The 20270-nt window shown below is 63.3% G+C and carries 16 protein-coding genes; 12 read left to right on the forward strand and 4 right to left on the reverse strand.

Annotated features, from left to right (window positions below):
• The first annotated feature begins 115 nt into the window (after nt 1–115).
• From HS122_08385 to HS122_08405, 5 genes are all read left to right on the forward strand, one after another.
• The gene (locus tag HS122_08385) at nt 116–1375 is read left to right on the forward strand and encodes an MFS transporter (protein MBE7538414.1); all 1260 of its coding nucleotides are present in this window, start codon (nt 116–118) and stop codon (nt 1373–1375) included.
• A gap of 12 nt (nt 1376–1387) precedes the next feature.
• On the forward strand, nt 1388–2896 hold the full coding sequence (locus HS122_08390; GenBank protein ID MBE7538415.1) for a M81 family metallopeptidase: 1509 nt from the start codon (nt 1388–1390) through the stop codon (nt 2894–2896).
• 12 nt (nt 2897–2908) lie between these two features.
• Nucleotides 2909–4042: a mandelate racemase/muconate lactonizing enzyme family protein gene (locus HS122_08395; protein MBE7538416.1), complete on the forward strand. Its 1134-nt coding sequence runs from the start codon at nt 2909–2911 to the stop codon at nt 4040–4042.
• A gap of 195 nt (nt 4043–4237) precedes the next feature.
• Complete coding sequence (locus HS122_08400; protein ID MBE7538417.1) at nt 4238–5557, forward strand: MHS family MFS transporter; 1320 nt, start codon at nt 4238–4240, stop codon at nt 5555–5557.
• 5 nt (nt 5558–5562) lie between these two features.
• Entirely contained in the window at nt 5563–7647 is a 2085-nt protein-coding gene (locus HS122_08405; GenBank protein ID MBE7538418.1) for a prolyl oligopeptidase family serine peptidase, read from the forward strand.
• 412 nt (nt 7648–8059) lie between these two features.
• Here HS122_08405 and HS122_08410 read toward each other — a convergent pair whose 3' ends face one another.
• Nucleotides 8060–8482 carry a DoxX family protein gene (locus HS122_08410; protein ID MBE7538419.1) on the reverse strand — a complete coding sequence of 141 codons (423 nt, stop codon included), beginning with the start codon at nt 8480–8482 and terminating at the stop codon, nt 8060–8062.
• Between the two features lie 135 nt (nt 8483–8617).
• Between HS122_08410 and aroB the strand changes: the two genes are divergently transcribed.
• From aroB to pdxA, 4 genes are read left to right on the forward strand one after another with little or no spacing between them, the layout of a single operon-like run.
• Nucleotides 8618–9706: a 3-dehydroquinate synthase gene (gene aroB / locus HS122_08415; protein MBE7538420.1), complete on the forward strand. Its 1089-nt coding sequence runs from the start codon at nt 8618–8620 to the stop codon at nt 9704–9706.
• A gap of 24 nt (nt 9707–9730) precedes the next feature.
• Nucleotides 9731–10357 carry a hypothetical protein gene (locus HS122_08420; protein MBE7538421.1) on the forward strand — a complete coding sequence of 209 codons (627 nt, stop codon included), beginning with the start codon at nt 9731–9733 and terminating at the stop codon, nt 10355–10357.
• Between the two features lie 39 nt (nt 10358–10396).
• A complete protein-coding gene (gene lpxA / locus HS122_08425) occupies nt 10397–11149 on the forward strand; it encodes an acyl-ACP--UDP-N-acetylglucosamine O-acyltransferase (GenBank protein ID MBE7538422.1) in 753 nt (250 codons plus the stop codon).
• The gene (gene pdxA / locus HS122_08430; protein ID MBE7538423.1) at nt 11146–12072 is read left to right on the forward strand and encodes a 4-hydroxythreonine-4-phosphate dehydrogenase PdxA; all 927 of its coding nucleotides are present in this window, start codon (nt 11146–11148) and stop codon (nt 12070–12072) included. The genes lpxA and pdxA overlap by 4 nt, the downstream gene beginning before the upstream one ends.
• Before the next feature lie 32 nt (nt 12073–12104).
• Here the strand turns inward: pdxA and HS122_08435 are convergent, their stop codons facing one another.
• Nucleotides 12105–12743, reverse strand: coding sequence for a class I SAM-dependent methyltransferase (locus HS122_08435; GenBank protein ID MBE7538424.1), 639 nt, complete (start codon nt 12741–12743; stop codon nt 12105–12107).
• Nucleotides 12740–13123, reverse strand: a complete 384-nt coding sequence (locus tag HS122_08440; protein MBE7538425.1) for a hypothetical protein — start codon at nt 13121–13123, stop codon at nt 12740–12742. Before HS122_08440 ends, HS122_08435 begins: the two co-directional genes overlap by 4 nt.
• Nucleotides 13124–13390: 267 nt before the next feature.
• Between HS122_08440 and HS122_08445 the strand changes: the two genes are divergently transcribed.
• Complete coding sequence (locus tag HS122_08445) at nt 13391–14506, forward strand: IS630 family transposase (protein ID MBE7538426.1); 1116 nt, start codon at nt 13391–13393, stop codon at nt 14504–14506.
• A gap of 11 nt (nt 14507–14517) precedes the next feature.
• Here the strand turns inward: HS122_08445 and HS122_08450 are convergent, their stop codons facing one another.
• On the reverse strand, nt 14518–17265 hold the full coding sequence (locus HS122_08450) for a DEAD/DEAH box helicase (protein MBE7538427.1): 2748 nt from the start codon (nt 17263–17265) through the stop codon (nt 14518–14520).
• Between the two features lie 142 nt (nt 17266–17407).
• Here HS122_08450 and HS122_08455 point away from each other — a divergent pair, with 142 nt between their 5' ends.
• Nucleotides 17408–18877 carry an adenylosuccinate lyase gene (locus tag HS122_08455; protein MBE7538428.1) on the forward strand — a complete coding sequence of 490 codons (1470 nt, stop codon included), beginning with the start codon at nt 17408–17410 and terminating at the stop codon, nt 18875–18877.
• A gap of 133 nt (nt 18878–19010) precedes the next feature.
• Nucleotides 19011–20270, forward strand: a complete 1260-nt coding sequence (locus tag HS122_08460) for a 6-phosphofructokinase (GenBank protein MBE7538429.1) — start codon at nt 19011–19013, stop codon at nt 20268–20270.

The following is a 20270-nucleotide window of genomic DNA, read 5'->3' on the forward strand; positions in this document are numbered from 1 at the left end:
CGGCAATCAAGGATGCGTGCCCCATCGACGAATGTCATGCAGTTGAGTTCCTCCATCGGATGAGCGCTTGTGCTTCATTTTCTCCGTCCCGCTGGGATTGATTTCGCCCGATGCCATGAACGGCTTTCTTCGCAGAGTCCTTCAACCCAGTGTCAATGGTCGGCCGGCCAGTGCCAATGCGTTGGTCGGGTTCATGTGGGGTGCTTATTTCCTCAACTACTGCGATCGTCAGGCAGTCTTCGCGATGTTTCCGGTCCTCCGCGCGGACCTCAGCATGTCCGACGTGGAACTGGGGCTCACGGGATCCGTGTTTCTCTGGGTGTACGGCTGCTGCTGTCCCATCGCGGGACAACTCGCGGATCGGATGTCAAAGCGTCTGCTGGTCGTCGGCAGTCTTGCGATTTGGAGTCTGGTCACCGTGGGCACGGGGCTTGCCGGGAGCGCAATCACGCTGCTCGCCCTTCGGGCGGCGATGGGGGTGTCCGAGTCGATGTACATGCCGGCGGCAATTTCCCTGACGGCGAACGCGCATCCTCCGGAAAAGCGTTCGCGCGCCATTTCGATTCTGACCACGGCTCAGATACTGGGAACAGTTGGCGGTTCATGGTTCGGCGGATGGATGGCGCAGCTGGGCCGCTGGCGGGAGGCCTTTTTCGCACTGGGCTTGGTCGGGCTTGTGTATGCGGTGCCATATGTCCTGCACCTGCGCCGGGTCAACGAATCGGTGGCGGTTGAGACACGGGCTTCCGGCGGGCGGCTGGCCGTGCTGCCGCTGGCCCGCGTACCCACGTTTCTGATGCTTTGCGTGGTGTTCCCGATCTTTGTCTTCGGCCTGTGGCTCATCTACAGCTGGCTGCCGAATTTTCTGCACGAAAAGTTCGATCTCGATCTCGCGCGGGCGGCCTTCACTGCGACGGTGTATCTCCAGTCCGGCACCCTGGCCGGCATGCTGGGCGGGGGGCTGCTCGCGGACTTCCTTTATCGGTACACGCGGAGCTCCCGATTCTGGCTGCTGACAGCGACGCTCCTGCTTTGCGCCCCCTGTCTTCATTTCATGGGGAATGCCTCGACGCTGGCGGCCACCTGCACCGCCGCCGCGGGATTCGGGGTCTTCAGCGGCTTTCTCATGGGCAACATTTTTCCCGCCGCCTTTGAGGTCGTGCCGGCCGATACGCGGGCCTCAGCGGTCGGCATTCTCAATTTCTGCGGCAGCCTTCTCTCAGGGCTCGCTCCCCTGCTGGGAGGCATGTGGAAGCGGACGATCGGCATCGAGCGGATGTTCAGCGGGACGGCCATCGCCTATCTTGCGGCTGCCGTGATTCTGATTGCGGGCATCCGCCTGCTATTTCCGCGCGACTACGCCCGCGTCCATTGAAACCGAAGAATCATGAAACGCATACTCATCGCCGAATGCAAACAGGAGGTCTCGACCTTCAATCCTGACCCGAGCGACTACAATGACTTCATCATCCGGCGGGGTGAGGAAATCCTGCGCTACCACCGGGACATTGGCTATGAGGTGGGTGGTGCACTCGGCGTGTTCGACGCGGAACCGGACATCGAGGTCGTTCCGACCTACAGCGCGCTGTCGATCACATCCTGCGGCTCCCTCACCGCGTCATCCTGGAAACGGCTCGCTGGTGAACTTCTGGAATCCCTGCGTTCGGCTCCCAAAGCCGATGGCGTCTATTTCTGCCTGCATGGCGCGATGTGTGCTGAAACGGAGTCGGATCCCGAGGGGTATCTGCTCCAGGAAGCGCGCCGGATTCTCGGCGAGGACATTCCGATCGTCGCATCACTTGATCTCCACGGCATCCTGACGAATCGCATGCTCGAACTTTGCGACGCGGTCGTTCCCTATCACACCTATCCGCACGTCGATTTCCGGCAGACAGGAGAACGGGCTGCCCGGTTGTTGCTGCGAATACTGCGCGGTGAGGCGCGGCCGGTGACCGCAAAGGTTGACATTCCCGCTCTGGTCCGGGGCGACGAGCTTATCACGGAGACGGGGCTGTTTGGCCGGAACATTCGCGCGGCCGAGGCGTTTGAGCAATCGCCCGCCGGGTTGGCTGCGGGAATGTTCATTGGCAATCCGTTCACAGACGTGCCCGAACTTCGCACCTACAGCGTGGCGACGGCAAATGCCGATGCACCGGCGGCTGAACGAGCCGCGATGTCCATGGCCAGGGAATTTTGGGAGAACCATGAACGCATGCAGGTGCCCTTGGTCAGCCTTGATGAAATGGTCGGGATCGCGAAGGAGCCGCGAAGCGGCACGCTCGGGCTCGTCGATGCGGCTGATGCGACGAGTTCCGGCGCCTCGGGAGATGGCAATATAATTATCCGGCGGCTGCGTGACGCGGGGTACACCGGCCGGGTTCTGGCTCCGCTGGTCGATGCGCCCGCGGTCGAGCGCGCAGTTGCGGCCGGAGTTGGCGCCACCCTCACAACCGCCGTGGGCGGGACGCTCGATACCGGGCGGTTTCAACCCTGGGAAATCACGGCAAAGGTCCGGCTGCTTTCGGACGGCAGGATCCGCAGCGAGTCATTTGGCGGCCACTGGTACTCCGGTCCCACGGCGGTGCTTGAGTCGGACGGACTGACCCTGGTCGTCACCTCGCGCGCCGTGCACCTGTACGATCGATCGCTCTTTTTCGCCCATGGCCAGGATCCGCGACATTTCGATGCGGTCGTCATCAAGTCCCCGCATTGCCAGCATCACATGTATGCGGCGTGGTGTGCCCGAATGGTGAATGTTGACGCGCCGGGTTCGACCAGCGCCAATCTCCGCAGCCTGGGTCACACTCGCTGCCCGCGCCCCATTTTCCCGCTGGACGCCCATGTGCCTTTCTCTCCTGTGGCGCGGATCTTCCAGCGCCCGCGTTATCGCTCCTGACAACTCTCTTGCATGAAAATCCGTGAAATTCGCTGCGCAGGACTGCGCGGCGCGACCCCTGAAGGAGGCTGGAGCAATGAGCTGAGGCCTGAGGACTGTGTGCACACGCTTGTCGCCGTGCACACCGATGAAGGAGCCGTCGGGCTTGGCAGCGTCTTCACGAACGACGCGCTGGTCCGCTCAGCCCTCGCGGTGCTGCAGCCGCTCTACCATGGGGAGAACGCGCTCGAGCCGGAGCGCGTCAGCGAGAAGCTGCACCAGCACATGTTCTGGCTTGGGCGCGGTGGTTCGATCACCCACGCCATAAGCGGGATCGACATTGCGCTCTGGGATATCCTTGGACAGGCGACGAGTCAGCCGGTCAGCCGGCTCCTCGGCGGGCGTCACCGGGAGCGGGTGCAGCCGTATGCATCGCTTCTGATGGATGAACCCGCGCGGCTGCGCGACCGCCTGCTTGTCGTGAAGGAACAGGGATTCCGCGCATTCAAGATCGGCTGGGGCCCGTTTGGGCGTGTCAGCGCGAAGACGGACCGGGCCATCGTTGAGGCCGCGCGTGAGGCTATCGGTCCGGAAGCCAGCCTGATGGTGGATGCCGGTGGCAGCGACGCCCATTGGCCGAACGGCTATCGCTGGGCGCTGAACACGGCGCGCATGCTGGCGGAGTATGATGTTCGCTGGTTTGAGGAGGCGCTCGCTCCGGATGCCATCGAGGATTTCATCAAGCTTCGCGAGCACTCCCCTGTGCCGATTTCGGGCGGCGAGGTGCTGACACGGCGCCAGTCCTTCCTGCCGTGGATTGAACGCCGGGCGCTCGATATTGTGCAACCGGACGTGACCAAGGTCGGCGGCATGAGCGAGGAGCGGAGAATTGCGTGGGCGGCCGAGGATCACGGCATCCGCTTCATTCCGCATGGCTGGAACACGGCGGTGGGGCTTGCGGCGGACCTGCATCTCGCAGCCGCCATCCCCGGCACCGATCTCGTTGAATACCTGACTGGATCGCCTTTCATCGACGAGATCACTGTCGGAGGTTGGACGCTCGGCCGGGATGGCATGCTTGCCATTCCGGATACTCCCGGACTTGGCTTGAAGCTCGATCCCGATGCGCTGAGAAAATACACGCGCGGCGAGAGCCTCCTGGACTGAACGCGCATGAGGCTCCTGTCGGTTGTTTCGAGTGTGAAGGCCACATGTGCGATGGCGGAGTCAAGGACAGCGGGCTTGGGCGCGAGGGTGTTCGGTTTGCGATCGAGGACATGACCGAAATCCGCAATCTCGTGATACGCACTCCGACATCAGGGGAAATCTGATCTTGCCGGCGGTCATTTTGATTTTTTTCGCATGAGCACCTCCCGCGCTTCGGGCTCTCCGTTCAGTCGCGTCGTCGTTTCCAGCATGATGGGCACGGCGATCGAGTGGTATGACTTTTTTCTGTACGGCACCGCCGCAGCACTGGTTTTCAATCACTTGTTCTTCCCGACGCTCGAGCCGCTGGCGGGCACGATGGCGGCTTTTGCGAGCTACGCTGTCGGATTCTTCGCGCGACCGCTGGGCGGAATTGTGTTCGGCCATTTCGGCGACCGCATTGGCCGGAAATCCATGCTGATCACCACACTCGTCATGATGGGTGTGGCCACCTTCCTGGTAGGACTCCTGCCGACCTACGACCAGGTTGGATTGTGGGCGCCCATCCTGCTCGTGGTGCTGCGCATTGTCCAGGGGCTCGCCGTCGGTGGCGAGTGGGGCGGCGCGGTGCTGATGGTTGCCGAGCATTCGGGTCATGACCGGCGCGGATTCTTTGTCAGCTGGGTTCAGGTGGGCGTGCCTGTCGGCCTGCTGCTGGCCACGGGCGTTTTCGCCCTTTTCTCCTATCTTCCGGAAAGAAGTTTTCTCGCATGGGGGTGGCGCGTGCCATTCCTGCTCGGCATCGTGCTGACCGGACTGGGATTCTTCATTCGCCTGAAGGTGATGGAGAGCCCCGTTTTTGAGCAGGCGCGCAAGACAGGGGGAGACAGGCGCGCGCCGCGTTTGCCGATTGTCGAGGTGCTTCGCACCCACAAGAAAAACGTGTTCCTGTCCATGGGGGCGCGCATGGCGGAGAATGCCTTCTTCTACATCTTCACCGTCTGGGTTCTCAGCTATGCCACTCAGAACCTGGGTCTTTCGCGCAGTTCCCTGCTCAACGGCGTGCTGATCGGCTCCGCGGTCCAGATCGTGGCGATCCCGTGGTTCGGCGCGCTTTCGGATCGGATCGGGCGAAAGCCGGTGTACTTGGGGGGGACCGTGTTCCTGCTGGCCTTCGTGATGCCGTTCTTCTGGTTGGTTGAGACTCGCAGCGAGCCGCTCGTCTGGCTGGCCATCGTGGTCGGCATGGTGGGGCACGCGGCGCTTTACGGACCGCAGGCCGCGTTTTTTTCGGAGCTCTTTGGCACGGGCACGCGCTATACGGGAGCCTCGCTCGGCTACCAGCTTGCCGCCCCATTTGCCGGCGGGCTCGCGCCCTTGATCGCCTCCGCGCTGCTCCGATCGTCGGGCGGGGCGACCTGGCCGATCGCGGTCTATCTCGGCTTTCTCGGCGTGATAACCTTGGTCAGTGTGAAACTGGCGGCGGAGACTCATCGCACGAACTTGAGTGAGGATCCGGCGACTGCCCAACGATGATATCAATGCTGAAGACTCATTCCTTCGCTTGCGCGTGCGTCAATGCAGCGTGCGTGCTCGTGGCTGCAGCGGTCCTGCTGCCCGTGCAGGCCATGGCAGAAACGACCCACGCGACGCCGCAGCCGTTGGCTCTGTTTCGCACCGCACTCGGCCTGCCTGACCGGCCTGACGGGATTGGGGAGGAGGAGTGGAGCCGCCTGCTGCAATCAGGGGCAGAGCTGCAACGCCGTCTGGAGTCGCTCCGTGAGGACGGCGATGGTGCGAAGTGGCCGATTCCAACTGACCTTCTGGCGGATGCGGAAGCTCACTGGCGCAATGTACTCTGGCTGTTCCGGTATGAGGAGAAACTGGAGGCGGGGGATGTCGAACGCATCGAACGCGCGCTCGACGAAGGCAAGGCCCGGGCGGTGGAGCTGGCCGCGGGCACCGCTGGCTGGACGAATCGAAGGGGCCGGTTGCTTCGTGGTTTTGTGTCCGCCATCGACGGGTCCTTTCAGCCCTATGGCCTGATCGTGCCGAAGGCGTACGTTCCCGGGAGGCCGATCCGGCTGGATGTCGTGCTTCACGGCAGCACCCGTCCGCGCGGTGGTGTCGCGCTGCGCATCAGCAATCGTTTCATTGAGGCGCCGGATTCTCCGCCGGTTGAAGAGCAGGATTTTATCGAACTGTATCCGTTGGGCAGGGTGGAGAATTGCTATCGCTGGGCCGGCGAGACGGACATCTTCGAGGCGATTGAAGCCGTCTGTCGCCAGTACTCCATTGACCGCGAACGGATCGTGCTGCGTGGTTTTTCGATGGGAGCCTCAGGAACCTGGCATGTTGGATTGAAGCATCCGGACCGTTTCGCGGCGCTCGGTCCCTATTGTGGATATGTCGATACGTACCGCTTTTCCGCATCGCCGAATCCGCGTTTCGTGCGCGTGGCCGATCTTCCTCCGGTGCAGGCGGCCGGGCTTCATCTCAACGACGCGATCGATTACGCCGCCAATGCCGGCGTGGTACCCGTGGTCGCTGCGATGGGTGAGCTGGACCCCGGCTTCTTCAATCACGTTTACATGGCGGAGGCGTTTGCGAAGGAAGGGCTGAAGCTGGTCAACCTCATTGCGCCAGGGACAGCGCACCAGATTCACCGGGAGACCCAGGCCAGGCAGTTGCAGCAGATCGCTACGTTGATTGAGGCGCGCGTGGGAAAGGTGCCGCGGACCCTGCGCTTCGTCACCTGGTCGCTGAAGTATGCCCACTGCCACTGGATCGAGTTGAGACAGCTCGGCCATCACTATGAACGGGCTGAGATTTCTGTCCGACAGGACGATGAGGGAGTTGTCAGGGTCGAGGCTCTGCGGAACATTGAGTGCTTTGCGCTGGATCGCTCGCGGCTGCCGGGACCGATGACGGGGCTTGTGGTGCTGGGGGAAAAGTTGCCGCTCCCGCCGCACGAGCCGGTTGTCGTTGTCGAAAAAACCAACGCAGGCTGGCAATGGGTAAAGTCGGATGAAGGCGCGACTCCGCGTTCCAAGCGACCGGGGTTGCAGGGACCGATCGACGATGCGTTTACGGGGGCGTTTCTGTGCGTGCGCGGCACGGGCGAGCCGTGGCACCCGCAGATTGCCGCGTGGGCCGAGGCCTCGCTCCGTCGCTTTGCCTACGAATGGTCGCGTTACATGGGAGGAGAACTGCCGGTGAAGAACGACACCGAGGTGACGCCGGAGGACCTGCGCACGCGCCACCTTGTGCTGTTCGGCGATCCCGGCAGCAATCGGTGGATAAGGGAAGCGCTCCCATCCCTGCCGGTGGAGTGGACGCCTGAGACGGTCGGTTTCGACCGACGCGTGTCCGCCGCGACCCATGCTCCGGTCCTGATCTGCGCGAGCCCCCTTCCCGGAGCGGAAGGTCACTACATCGTGGTGAACAGTGGTCACACCTTTCACGAGTGGGAATTCTCGACGGTGAACTACCTCCTGTTTCCCCATCTCGGAGATTGGGCGCTGGTCGAAACGCAAGCGGATGCGACGACCTGGAAGCCCGGGGCCCCATCGTTTCCCGAGCGCATCCTGGAATCAGGCTATTTCGACGAAAGCTGGAGGCGTTGAGCCTGATCACGATGAGGGGCCCACACCCAAACCAATGGGGTCGCCATGGGCTGGGTATATTGCACACTTATGCGACTTCGACATCCCACTGCCTTGCTTTGGTGGGCTGGCAAGGTTCACGCCGTTGGCGCGTGTGGTGTTGAGCGAGCCTTCCGCTCTTTGGGCAATGGGTGCGCCGTTGCGGCTTTGATGTTGGGCGCACGGTTGCCGCTTGCGTGTGATTTATCCGGCGCTGTTCACCGGCGCGCGATCCCAGGTCACGACAAAGCGTGCCCCTCCAACGGGGGGGCATACCCCTCAACGGAGGGGATGCAGGCAACGGAGGGGGGATACACGCAGTGATGGAGGGGCACGCTCCGTCGTGACCTGGGGACGGGCCTCGCACTTCTCGTGCGGATATTTACCGGAGGCGTCAGAGATTCGAACCCTTCCGGGCGTCGACGGAGAAGCGGCCGCCGCCGGCGATAAAGAGGGTGAGGAAGGCACCGATGTAGAGGAACGCCAGTTCACCGCTGGTCGGTCCCGAGAGCTGACCCTTGTGTATCAGAAAGAATGCCACACCGAGTCCAAATGCCGATCCGAGCGCAGCCAGGCGGGTGAAGAGTCCGAGGATGATGAGGATCGGGAAAACCACCTCGCCGAACAAGGCGAGGAAGTAGCTGGTGCTGTTGCCCACGCCAAGGGGATCGTAGAATGTCGTACGCATCGTGGAGAACGCCTCGACCTTGCCCTTGCCGTGAAGCCAGAGCAGCGAGAGGCCGAAATAGACGCGGATCAGAAGAAGCGCGGCATCGGCGCTGCTGGGAAGGAAGCTGAGTTGAAGGAGCTTTTTCATGGGAAACGGAGGTTGGTTGTATGAGGCGATTCATCACTTCCAAAAAACCGACCGTCCCGCGCAGGTGATGCGTGTGCCTTGCACGGGGCGTAGACGGTTGACCGGAGGCGGCGGGATCGCTTGCATGGGCATTCCATGGTCGATCAGTACTTTGTCAAACTAGGCGAGCGCGGCTACCCGATATATTTCGGGGGCGACCTGGCGGCCGGGATTCATTCCAAGCGGGAGGCCCTGAGGACCGCGGGGCGGGGCGTTGTGGCTGTGATCGATGGTGCCGTCGCCGAAAAGCAGGCGACCGCGGTTGGCGCGATCCTGGGGGACACCCCAAGGCTGCTGGTCAACCCAGGGGAATCCAGCAAGTCGCTCGGCAACCTGGGCACCATACTCGATTTCATGGCGGCCCATCGTCTCGATCGGAGCAGCGTGCTCATTGCGATCGGGGGCGGTGTGATCGGGGATCTGGCGGGCTTCGCGGCGGCGAGCTTTCTGCGCGGGATAGCGTTCTGGCAGGTTCCGACCACACTGCTTGCGATGGTCGACAGTTCGGTTGGGGGCAAGACCGGCATCAATCTCGCGGCGGGGAAGAATCTCGCCGGTGCGTTTCACCAGCCGTCGCAGGTCTTCATTTCGACGGGTCTGCTTGCGACGCTGCCGGACAGGGAGTTTGCGGCGGGTTGCGCGGAGGTCATCAAGTACGGACTCCTCGGCGATCCCGAACTTCTGGAGCGACTGGAGGAGTCGGCCCTGACGCCGCGAAGCCCCGATCTTGCGGGCGTGATCCGGCGTTGCTGCGAGGCCAAGGCGCGTGTCGTGGAGGCGGATGAATTTGAGCGCGCCGCGCAGGGCGGGCGGGCGCTGTTGAACCTTGGACACACGTTTGGCCACGCGATCGAGCAGGCGACCGGTTACGGCGCCTACCTTCACGGCGAGGCTGTCGCCATCGGGCTCGCCGCGGCGGCCAGGTTGTCGTTGAAACTTGGATACCTGAGCCCGGCGGACATCGCGCGGGTCGAAGCGCTGATCGTCGCGCACGGCCTGCCGGTGCGCCTGCGCGAACCGGTGTCGCTCGGTGTCCTCACCGCGGCGATGGCGCGCGACAAGAAGGTCCGTGCGGGGCGCCTTCGTTTTGTGGTGATGAGACGGCTGGGCGAGGCGGCGACCCAGGATGATGTCGATCCGCAACTGGCGGAGTCGGCCTTTCGAGAGGTGGGCGCGGTGCCTTAGTTCGGAAATCCAGGAGCAATCATCATGGCCGCCATCGACGAGAGCATTGTCCGGGAGTACTTCGAGCAGAATGGTTTTCTCGTGCGGCAGATGCGCAAGTACCAGGTGACGGCCCGCAGGAAGACGACGGACGAGGAGATCGACCTGCTCGTCTACAATCCGGCCTGGCAGCGCGGAGAGCGGAAGCCCGACTTCTTTCTTTTTGTCAGCGAGCTGAAATTCCTGCACCAGGCCGTCGTGGCGATCAAGCCGTGGCACACGGATGTCTTCACGCCGGGCATGTTGAAGAATTCGCCGGAGATCTTTCGTTTTCTCGAGGGCAATGTCATGAAGCAGGCTGCCCGTTTTTTCCCAAAGTCGGACGGATCCGATGCCGCGGCGGAGGATGGGGAGGAGATCACCCGCGTGCTGGTGCTGCCCAGTCTGCCAACGCAGGAGCCCTATCGATCCCAAAGCGTGCAGATGCTCAAGGAGCGCGGTGTCGACGGCATCATTTCGTTTCGCGCAATGCTGCAGGACCTGATCGAGAACATCGAAACGAACCTGAGCTATCGAAAGAGCGACACCCTCCAGGTGATGCGCATCCTAAAGAACTACGATCTCCTGAAGGACCCGCAGATGGATCTGCTGTCGCCAAAACCCAAGTCCTGAACGAAGCAGACCCGCCGCATTTTTGAAACTGAGTCGAGCATGAGTGCAATACACCCCCAGGTGATCGTTGAGGATGGAGTTTCAATTGCCCCGGACGTGACAGTCATGGCAGGCGCCGTGCTCCGCCGCGGCACGCGTTTGGAGAGCGGTGTTGTTGTCCACCCCTATGCGGTGATCGGGGGCGAACCGCAGGATCTTCGTTTCTCAGCGGCGACGGTTTCGGGTGTCAGGGTGGGGGAGGGGACAACCGTGCGCGAGTACGTGACGATCAACCGTTCGACCAAGGCCGAGGGCTTCACGACGGTCGGCAGGAATTGCTTCCTCATGGCGGGGGTGCACCTCGGACACGATTCGCAGGTGGGAGACCAGGTTGTGCTGGCGAACAATGTGCTGCTTGCTGGTCACGTGCACGTTGGAGATCGGGCGTTCATTGGCGGGGGATGTGCGATTCACCAGTTCTGCCGCGTCGGCGAGGGGGCGATGATTGGCGGGCTGGCCCGCATCACGGTGGATGTGCCGCCGTTTTCGATGGTCGCCGAGCGCGACGAACTGGTGGGCCTGAATATTGTCGGGCTCAAGCGTCGCGGCCTTCCGCGTGAAACCATGCGCGAACTCAAGGAGGCGTTCCGGCATGTCTTTTTCACGCCTGGCAACATTCGTGCGATTGCAGCGGGCTTGCTGCCGGCGGCGCGAGCACCCGAGGTCAGGCTGTTTCTCGAATTCTTCTCGGGAGGGAAACGCGGCTTCTCACGCCCAAGGCGCGGCAGGCCTGTGGAGGATTCCGCGGAATGAGGCGCCTCGCTCTCACCTGTGGCGATCCCGCCGGCATCGGCCCGGAGATCATCGAGCGCTGGCTCGCTGCGGTTTCGCAGAAGAGCCGCGAGGTCGCGGTGATTGGTCCGGCGCGCTGGCTGGCGGCCCTGCCGCTGCGGGAGGATGAACGCATCGCGGTGGGTGCGGACTCTTACGCCGCCCTGCCCGGCCAGCCGGATGATGCGAGTGCGCGGATTGCGTGGGACGCGATGGAGCGCGCGGCCGCGGGATGCGTGACGGGCGAATTCGGAGGAGTCGTGACGGGGCCCGTGAGCAAGGCGCGGCTTGCGCGCATCGGCTTCGGATTCCCCGGGCAGACCGAGTTTTTCGCGAGCCGCTGGGAGGGTGAGCCAACGATGGCGTTCTGCGGCGGGAAACTGCGGGTCGTGCTTCTCACCTGGCACATCCCGCTGCGGGAGGTGCCTGCTCACCTGACGGAGGAGAATTTTGAGCGTGCGATCCGCGCGGCCATGGAACTGGGGCGTGCGGAGGGATTCTCGGCGCCGCGTGTGGGCGTCTGCGGATTGAATCCGCACGCGGGAGAGGAGGGCCTTTTGGGCTCGGAGGAGCGCGACACGATCAACCCCATCCTGGAACGTCAGCGTGTGGTGCATCCGGGGCTGTCGCTTTGCCTGCCCGGCGACACGCTGTTCAGGCGGGCGGTGTCCGGTGAATTCGATGTAGTCCTGGCGCTGTATCATGACCAGGGGCTGGCACCGCTGAAGCTGGTGGATTTTGACGATGCCGTGAACGTGACCCTGGGCCTGTCGCATGTGCGGACCAGCCCGGATCATGGAACCGCATTTGCCATTGCCGGCAAAGGCCACGCCAATCCGCGCAGTTTCACGAATGCCGTTGAAGTTGCGCGGAAACTGATCCGTCACCGAGCGGCGCTTGCCTGAACAGCGCGAGCGCGTCATCCGATTCGCCTGCCTCAAGGGGCGCGCCACACCTCGGAGCGAATGAGCCGGGCGCAAAATTCCGCCTGTGCTTCGAGCTGAAAACCCGAGCGCTGGAGATAGGGCGCTACTGGGGTTGCTTCACGGGACTCCAGGTGCACCAGTGTCCGGAAGGTGCGGTACATGAGTGCGTGGATGAGTCGTGCCCGTGCGCGCCTCCAGCCATGCGGAGGTATCTGGAAATCGGCGTGCAGCCATTGGCCGCCAGGCGTGACGGAACCCGCGATGTGTGATACGACCGCGTCGACGTCGTCGCGGATGAAGCAGTCAAGCACGAACGGCGTGATGACTGCATCGAAACTGCGGGCGGCAATGTCCCACGAACGGATGTCAGCCTGGTGCCAGCAGACCCGCGCTGTCGGGAGATTCCCTTTCTGAAGACGCTTGTGGGCGACCTCGATCATGCCGCCGCTCGCCTCCACGACCGTGATGTCCGCGAGCGGCGCCTGGGGGATGAGCACCTCCAGACTGCGCCCAATTCCTTCGCCAACGATGAGAATGCTGCGGGCCGCTTGGAGCCGGTCGAAGTGGCAGGTCCGCGCTTTTTGCAGGATGCCTCCCGCGAGAAAACGCTCCATCCCCCGATAGAAGGGCGCGACTCCGTCAAAACTCATGCCGCTTCCCATGAAGCGAGCGCGCGGAAGTTCCAGACCAGCAGAGCTGCGCCTCCGCCGACGAAGTAGGCGGCGACGTCCATCCAGTCGGCCGTGCCATGATGGAGCAGGAAGGGCCCGACGCCCTCGCAGATCACCGACCAGACAGCCGCGTGCAGCAGGACCTCGGACGGACGCGGGGCACCGTCATGCAATCTCCATCCCATCAGCCTCTGAGCCCAGAGGACGAACGGCAGCGCAGCGGGAACCGTCAGCAGATCGTTGAAGTGGGAATGGAGGAAGGAGGAATGCGTCCAGACCTCGCCCAGCGATCGATTCAGCGCGTACAGCGCGATCGCGGTCAGGCACAGGGGATCCAGCGCATAGCGGAAGGTTTTCACAGAAGCGCCCACATGAGCAGTCCGCTGAGAACAGCGAGTGTGATATGACCCATCCAAGGCGCGAACAGTACGGTCGTTTTCATCGAAGCGTGCAAAGTACCGCTTTCGGAGCCGCCGGTCAACTGCGCCGAATGATCAATGTAAACGTTTTTCAGGCGCCGTGTTATATCGCAATACGATGCAATCGATTGTCCGGTCGATCTACGACCTAGTGTTCTGTTGCTGAAATGACTAGACTTAAAAGTCGTTATCGTTCAACCTGCAAGCATGAGCAGGAAACCGACGATTCTGACGGTCACGGCAGACCAACGTGGCGTTTTGGAGCGCTGGGTGGGCGCGCACGGTACGCCCCAGCAGGTGGTGAAGCGCTGCCGGATCATTTTGCGCAAGGCCGAAGGGCTGGACGATGCCACGATTGCGGAGGAGCTGGAGGTGAACCGGCACACCTGCCGGCTGTGGCGCCAGCGCTTTGTGTCCGCAGGTCCGCAAGGATTGTGGGACGTGGCGAATGGCCGCGGGCGCAAGCCGCGCCGAGGGCTGGCGAAAAGGATCGTCGAAGCGACGCTGCACACGAAGCCGCCGGGGCGGACGCACTGGAGCGCGCGAACCCTGGCGAAGGCGCAGGGCGTGCATGCGAGCACAGTCGCGCGTATCTGGCAGGAGCATGGGTTGCAGCCGCACCGACAGGAGACGTTCAAACTCTCCCGCGATCCACAGTTTGTGCCCAAACTGCTCGATGTGGTGGGCGTTTACCTCAACCCACCGCAAAACGCGGTGGTGCTCTGCGTGGACGAGAAAAGCCAGATTCAGGCGCTGGATCGCACGCAACCAGGCCTGCCGCTGAAGCGCGGTCGCTGCGGCACCTGGACGCACGACTACGTGCGCCATGGCACGACCACGCTGTTTGCCGCATTGAACGTGGCCGCCGGCAAGATCAGCGGCCACTGCTTCCCGCGCCACCGGCACATCGAGTTCCTGAAGTTCCTGCGACAAATCGACGCGGAATATGCCGAGGCGGACGAGCTCCATCTTATCGTCGACAATTACGGCACCCACAAACACGAGCGGGTGCAGCGCTGGCTCGCCCGGCGTCCACGCTTCAAACTGCACTTCATTCCCACCAGTTCGAGCTGGCTCAATCTGGTGGAGCGCTGGTTTGCCGAACTCACCGGCAAGGCGGTGCGTCGCGGCAGCTTCTCCAGTGTTCCCGATCTGATCAACTCGATCACCCGCTTCATCGAGCAATGGAACCAGGAGCCCACGCCATTTGTTTGGACCGCCAAGGCGGAGGACATCCTTGCCAGGATCGAACGCTGTCGTCGCCGGCTCGAGGCCATCCAGCCCGGTTGCACCCGGCGAAAGCCGCGCAAGAAGGCCGCATGATATATGTATAGTCATTTCCGCGACAGAACACTAGTGCGTGCGGCGGGAGACAGTGAAGTGCAGACGCGGTCGAGTGTGTCGAGCAGTTCCATTGAGGGCGCGGCGGAGTCGTTCAGAAAGGAATCGACCCGTGTGCGACTGCCGCCCCAGTGTGCTGCGATGGCGGACGGCAGCGCGCGTTCGACGGCCGCGGGGGGATTGAGTCGCGCACGGATGGCCAGCGCCTGGTTGATGCAGTCGATCGCCTGGCGCGCGGCCTGGGAAGTTTCCTGCTGGAAGGTGTCTGCGTCAGCTCCGAGCAGGCGGGCCAGCTTGAGTTGTTTTTGCGCCCGCTCGATCTGCTCGGTCAGGCGCGCGGTTTCGACGGCATTGAGCGGCGGTGGAGCGTGGGGATCCGGCTCGAGCGTGCGGGTGGCGCCGCCGGTGCGCTGCATGAGTCCGCTCGCCTCAAGCGCCGCGAGCGCGTCCGCGGTTGCGCGGTCGAGCAGGACAAGTTTCGGCATGGCGCCATTTTTCCGACCGAATACTTCGCCAATGATTTCGGAAAGCGATTCGCGTGCGGGCTCCACGCCTCTTTCGACGACGACGTAGAGGGTGATTGTCGCGGGATTGCCGGAGATGCGCTCCTCGCAGGCGAGCAGCTCCGGGCCGAGAGCGGCATGCGCCAGCGCGCCGAAGGCGCGCGACGGATCAGCCGGCGCGGCGGGTCTGCCGGTGGGGGTGGGTGCGATCATCTGCTTCACACGCTCCAGCAGGGCGCTGTTGCCACGCACCGGCATGCGCGAAAGCCCACCTTTCCCGTCAAGCACTCCGTCGGCCAGGCCCTGCTTGGCGGCGAGGGTTGCGAGCATGCGGTGCTCGATGGTGTTCTCGGCGATGAGATTGATCACGGTGACCGGCCGGCTCTGGTGCTTGCGCCAGGCGCGCGCCACGCGCTGCTCGTAGCGAGCGGGGTTCCACGGCAGATCGCAGTTGATGACGACGCTCGCGACCTGAAGATTGAGTCCGACGCCGCCCGATTCGGAGCACAGGAAGACGCGGCAGTTGGGATCGTTCTTGAAGCGCAGGATCTCGGCGCGGCGCACGTTCTGGGGAATGCCGCCGGTGTGTCTGGCGTGCGCGATTTTTCGGCGAGTGAGCAACTGGGCGACCAGTTCGAGCATGCGCACCCACTCGGAAAAGACGATGACCTTCACGCCGTCCTCGGAGAGGGCCGTCGCAATGACCTCATCGAGCTCACGCAGCTTGGGGCATTCACCGCCGTCCTCGGGGTCGCCGGAGAGAATGTACGGGGTGTCGCACAGCATGCGCATCATCGCCAGCTCGCGCAGCAGCTTCTGCTGCTCGCGTGGCAGCAGCGCGCGCCGCTGGCTGATGGCGACGAGTCCGGCGACCTGCTGCTCGTGGGAGGCGTAGTGGCTGCGCTGCGCGTCGGACATGGCGACGTAGCGATGGATGTCCTGGCGGCTGGGCAGCTCGTTTTCGACATCGTGCTTCCTGCGCCGGAGCATGAGCGGCTTCAGGGTGGCCCGAAGCTTGTCTAGGTTCCGGTAGGCGGAGGGGCGTCCGCGATCGTCGAACTCGTAGTACTCGCGATTGAAGCGGAACAGCGGGCCGAGCACGGTCGGGTCGAGGAAGTCGATGATCGAGTAGAGCTCGTCGATGCGGTTCTCGATGGGTGTTCCCGTGAGCACGAAGGCGAAGCGGCTGCTGAGTCGCTTGATCGACTGCGCGGTCTGCGAGTTCCAGGTCTTGATGCGCTGGGCCTCGTCGAGCACGACGACGTCCGGTCGCAGGTGTTTGTTGATTTCGAGAACATCCGCGCGCGCCTGCTCGTAGTTGGCCAGGGTGAAGAAGGCGGGGTTCTCGTAGGATTGCCTGCGGGCCACGTGATTGCCCTGGACGATCTGGCTGGGCAAGGTGGTGAAGCGCTGGATCTGCTCCTGCCACTCGCCCTTGAGGGATGCGGGCGTGATCACGAGCACGCGTTGAACGAGTCCGATGCGGTGGAGCAGGGCGCATGCGGCGATGGCCTGGATGGTTTTTCCCAGGCCCATTTCGTCGGCGAGCAGGGCGCGTTCGGTGAACGCCAGGTGCAGCATGCCCTCACGCTGGTAGGGGAAAAGCGGGACTGTGGTTTCGCTGACCGGGTAGGCGCCGGTCTGGACCTTCTGTTCGTAGTCCCGCCGCAGCCGGCTGCGCTCGCTGCCGCGGCGGCGGCTGTCGAGCCAGGGGGGGATGTCCTGCGAAAGACGGACCTGCGGCAGCGGGTTCAGCGTGAGGTCGGTCACCAACTGACCCGCAGCGGCGGGATTTCGCAGCTCGCCTTCGGAGGTGAAGGCGGCGCGCAGCCGCGGGGGAAGCTGGTCGAGTCCGCGCTCGATGCGAAGCGACTGGATCGAGGCATCCGGGACCACCTCTATCCGTGACGAACCCCTGGCCTTGGCCATCGAGAAAGTGCGCGCCCCGGTTTTTTCGAGGTGAATGAGCACGGCCTCGACGTGTTTGCAGGTGGCCAGGCCATTGATCCGGAAATCGACGCATGTGCACGAGAAGTGGCGCTCCTTGATGTCACGAATCTCGACGTCGTAGGTGAAACCGCTCTTGGACTGAACGCGGAAATTGCCAAAGACCGGGTGATTCGGCGTGCGGTTTTCGATGCCGGGATTCTCGTCGCGGGCGCGCTGGCGGCGGCGCTCGATCTCGTCCTGGTCCGTTGTGCGCCAGTCGTGGGTGGGAGGGGCGGATTTGGAATCCATGGGAAGGGAAGCGTTTGACGTCGCGGTGGAACGGTCAAGAGCCGAGCCTTGGAGCGCCTGGGTTTTGGGCACCCGGAAGACGGCCGAACTGTGGGAGGTATGCCGACCGGAGCGCTTTGCGGTCGCCAAGTTGCGGGATGCCATGTCACGATGGGATTTTCCCGTGAGTGCATCCACCACCGCTGAATCCTCTGCCGTCCTTCCCAACGTACTTGCCGAACGTTACGCATCGCCGGCGCTCCGCGCACTATGGTCTCCCGCGGGCCGCATTGCGATCGAGCGGGACTATTGGATCGCGGTGATGAAGGCGCAGCGGGAGCTTGGCGTGGCGATACCGGCGGAGGCGATTGCGCAGTATGAGGAGGTGAAGGACAGGATTGACGTCGCCAGCATCGATGCGCGGGAGCGGACGTCGCTGCACGACGTGAAGGCGAGGATCGAGGAGTTCAACGCATTGGCGGGCCGTGAATTCATCCACCTCGGGCTGACGAGTCGCGACCTCACGGAGAACGTGGAGCAGCTCCAGTTGGTGCGCAGCATCGGCGTGTTTCGCATGAAGACGGCGGCGGCGCTGCTGGCGATGTCGCGGCGCGCGAAGGAATTTCGCGGCGTGCTGCTCACGGGCCGGACGCACAATGTCCCGGCGCAGCCGACCACGCTCGGCAAGCGCTTCGCGATGTTCGGACAGGAGCTGCTGCAGGCGTTTTGTCGCCTGGAGGAGCTGCATACCCGTTATCCCGTGCGCGGGCTGAAAGGGGCGGTGGGCACGCAGCTCGACCAGCTCACGCTGCTCGGCGGCGACGCGAGGAAGGTGGCGCGACTGGAGAGGCGCGTGCTGGCGCACCTCGGATTCAAGCGCGCACTTTTCGCGGTGGGGCAGGTCTATCCGCGCAGTCTCGATTTCGAGGTGGTATCGGCGCTTCACCAGATCGGTGCGGCTGCGGCCAGTTTCGCGACCACCCTGCGGCTGATGGCCGGCCAGGGGTTGCTGACGGAGGGTTTTCAAAAAGGGCAGGTCGGCTCCTCGGCGATGCCGCACAAGGTGAACGCGCGAAACTGCGAGCGCATCTGCGGGTTCTCGACGATCCTGTCGGGATACGTGACGATGACAGCGGCGCTGGCGGGGCATCAATGGAATGAAGGCGATGTCTCCTGCTCGGTGGTGAGGCGCGTGGCGCTGCCGGATGCGTGTTTTGCGCTCGACGGACTTTTGGAGACACTGCTGACGGTGCTGTCGCAGCTGGACGTCTTTCCGGCGGCAATTGCGGCGGAGAACGAGCGCGAACTTCCGTTTCTTGCGACCACGACGATCCTGATGGAGGCGGTGAAGGCGGGCGCGGGGCGGGAGACGGCGCACGCCGCGATCAAGGAGCATGCGCTGGCGACGGCGAAGGCGCTGCGTTCGGGCGAAGGTGACACCGACATGTTGAAGCGACTTGCGGGAGACAAGAGGCTCGGACTCTCTCGCGCGCACCTGAGCCGGGTGCTGGCGGATACCAGGCGATTTGTCGGGGCGGCTCCGCAGCAGGTGGATGAATTTGTCAAAACGGTTGCGGCTGCGACGCGGAGGGTCAAGGGGGCGGCCGCTTATCAGCCGGGACGCCTGATCTGAGGGCGAAAGCGGGAGATATCCCAAGGGGAACGCCCATCTTTCGTGTCGGGGAAATTTGGGTTTGCCAGTTGGCGGGGCGGACCGCTTTGATTGTCCCTCACGTCTGTCCAATCCTTTTCAAAAAACCACTTCTATGGCTGAAGAACTCGTAGGAAACGTCCTGGTAGGCCAGTCTGGCGGCCCCACGGCTGTCATCAATGCAAGCCTCGCGGGCGTCGTCTCAGAAGCGCTCAATCACGAGTGCATCGAAGAGGTCTATGGAACGCTGAACGGGGTTCTGGGCATCCTTCAGGAGGATTTGATCGATCTTGCTGCGGAGTCGCAGCAGGCCATTCGCGGCCTGCGCCACACCCCCGGCGCCGCGTTGGGGACGGTGCGGTACAAGCTGAAGAAGCAGCAGGATTTTGAGCGCGTGCTCGAGGTTTTCAAGGCGCACAACATACGCTATTTCTTCTATGCGGGCGGCAATGACTCGCAGGACACGGCCGACAAGATTTCGAAGCTTGCGCAGCAGCAGGGGTATGAACTGCGCGTGATCGGGGTGCCGAAGACGATCGACAACGACCTGGTCGTGACGGACCACTGCCCGGGCTACGGATCGGTTATCAAGTACATTTCGACTACGATCCGGGAGGTCGCGTGCGACAATGCGGCGATGGGCCAGCATGATCTGGTGCAGATCGTGGAGGTGATGGGACGCAATGCCGGGTGGATTGCCGCGGGCGCCGCGCTGGCGAAGCGCCGCGATCACCCGCACGATGCGCCGCACATCATCCTTTTGCCCGAGGTGCCGTTTTCTGGAGAGAAGTTTGTCGAGGATGTGAAGCGGGTGCTCAAGCGTGAGCGCTACTGCCTCGTTGTCGTTGGAGAAGGCCTTGTCGATGCGGATGGCAACTACGTTGCCGCGGGAGACAAGACCGATGCGTTCGGCCATGCGCAGCTTGGCGGCGCGGCGGAGTTTCTTCAGGGCCTCGTCGAGGAGGGCGTGCCGGGAGTCAAGGCGCGCACGCTCAAGTTCGGCATGGCGCAGCGCGCGGCGGCGCACTGTTCATCGAAGGCGGACAATGATGAGGCGTTTCTCGCCGGGCAGGCGGCTGTGCGTGCGGCGGTGAGCGGGCAGACCGACAAGATGGTCACCCTCATTCGTGGCGACGGCGACCATTATTCGGTCGAAACAGGCCTTGCTCCCCTGAGCGAGATCGCCAACGGCGTGAAGAAGCTGCCGCGCGAGTGGATCAACGAGGATGGCATTTCGATGAACTTCCAGTTTCTCCGGTATGCACAGCCCTTGATCCAGGGCGAGGTGGGCGTTCCCTATGAGAACGGCCTTCCCGCGTTTGCGCAGCTCGACAAACGGCGGGTCGAGAAGATGCTGCCGGCCTACGAGACCTGA

The organism is Opitutaceae bacterium, from assembly GCA_015075305.1.
Lineage (GTDB): Bacteria > Verrucomicrobiota > Verrucomicrobiia > Opitutales > Opitutaceae > UBA6669.

Excerpts from the sequence above, each read along its gene's own strand:
- HS122_08410 (MBE7538419.1), bottom strand. The coding sequence starts at position 8,482 with ATGAAAAAGCTCCTTCAACTCAGCTTCCTTCCCAGCAGCGCCGATGCC.
- HS122_08435 (MBE7538424.1), bottom strand. The coding sequence starts at position 12,743 with ATGAGTTTTGACGGAGTCGCGCCCTTCTATCGGGGGATGGAGCGTTTT.
- HS122_08420 (MBE7538421.1), top strand. The coding sequence starts at position 9,731 with ATGGCCGCCATCGACGAGAGCATTGTCCGGGAGTACTTCGAGCAGAAT.
- HS122_08395 (MBE7538416.1), top strand. The coding sequence starts at position 2,909 with ATGAAAATCCGTGAAATTCGCTGCGCAGGACTGCGCGGCGCGACCCCT.
- HS122_08390 (MBE7538415.1), top strand. The coding sequence starts at position 1,388 with ATGAAACGCATACTCATCGCCGAATGCAAACAGGAGGTCTCGACCTTC.
- aroB (MBE7538420.1), top strand. The coding sequence starts at position 8,618 with ATGGTCGATCAGTACTTTGTCAAACTAGGCGAGCGCGGCTACCCGATA.
- HS122_08455 (MBE7538428.1), top strand. The coding sequence starts at position 17,408 with ATGTCACGATGGGATTTTCCCGTGAGTGCATCCACCACCGCTGAATCC.
- HS122_08405 (MBE7538418.1), top strand. The coding sequence starts at position 5,563 with ATGCTGAAGACTCATTCCTTCGCTTGCGCGTGCGTCAATGCAGCGTGC.
- HS122_08400 (MBE7538417.1), top strand. The coding sequence starts at position 4,238 with ATGAGCACCTCCCGCGCTTCGGGCTCTCCGTTCAGTCGCGTCGTCGTT.
- pdxA (MBE7538423.1), top strand. The coding sequence starts at position 11,146 with ATGAGGCGCCTCGCTCTCACCTGTGGCGATCCCGCCGGCATCGGCCCG.
- HS122_08450 (MBE7538427.1), bottom strand. The coding sequence starts at position 17,265 with ATGGATTCCAAATCCGCCCCTCCCACCCACGACTGGCGCACAACGGAC.
- HS122_08460 (MBE7538429.1), top strand. The coding sequence starts at position 19,011 with ATGGCTGAAGAACTCGTAGGAAACGTCCTGGTAGGCCAGTCTGGCGGC.
- HS122_08445 (MBE7538426.1), top strand. The coding sequence starts at position 13,391 with ATGAGCAGGAAACCGACGATTCTGACGGTCACGGCAGACCAACGTGGC.
- lpxA (MBE7538422.1), top strand. The coding sequence starts at position 10,397 with ATGAGTGCAATACACCCCCAGGTGATCGTTGAGGATGGAGTTTCAATT.
- HS122_08385 (MBE7538414.1), top strand. The coding sequence starts at position 116 with ATGAACGGCTTTCTTCGCAGAGTCCTTCAACCCAGTGTCAATGGTCGG.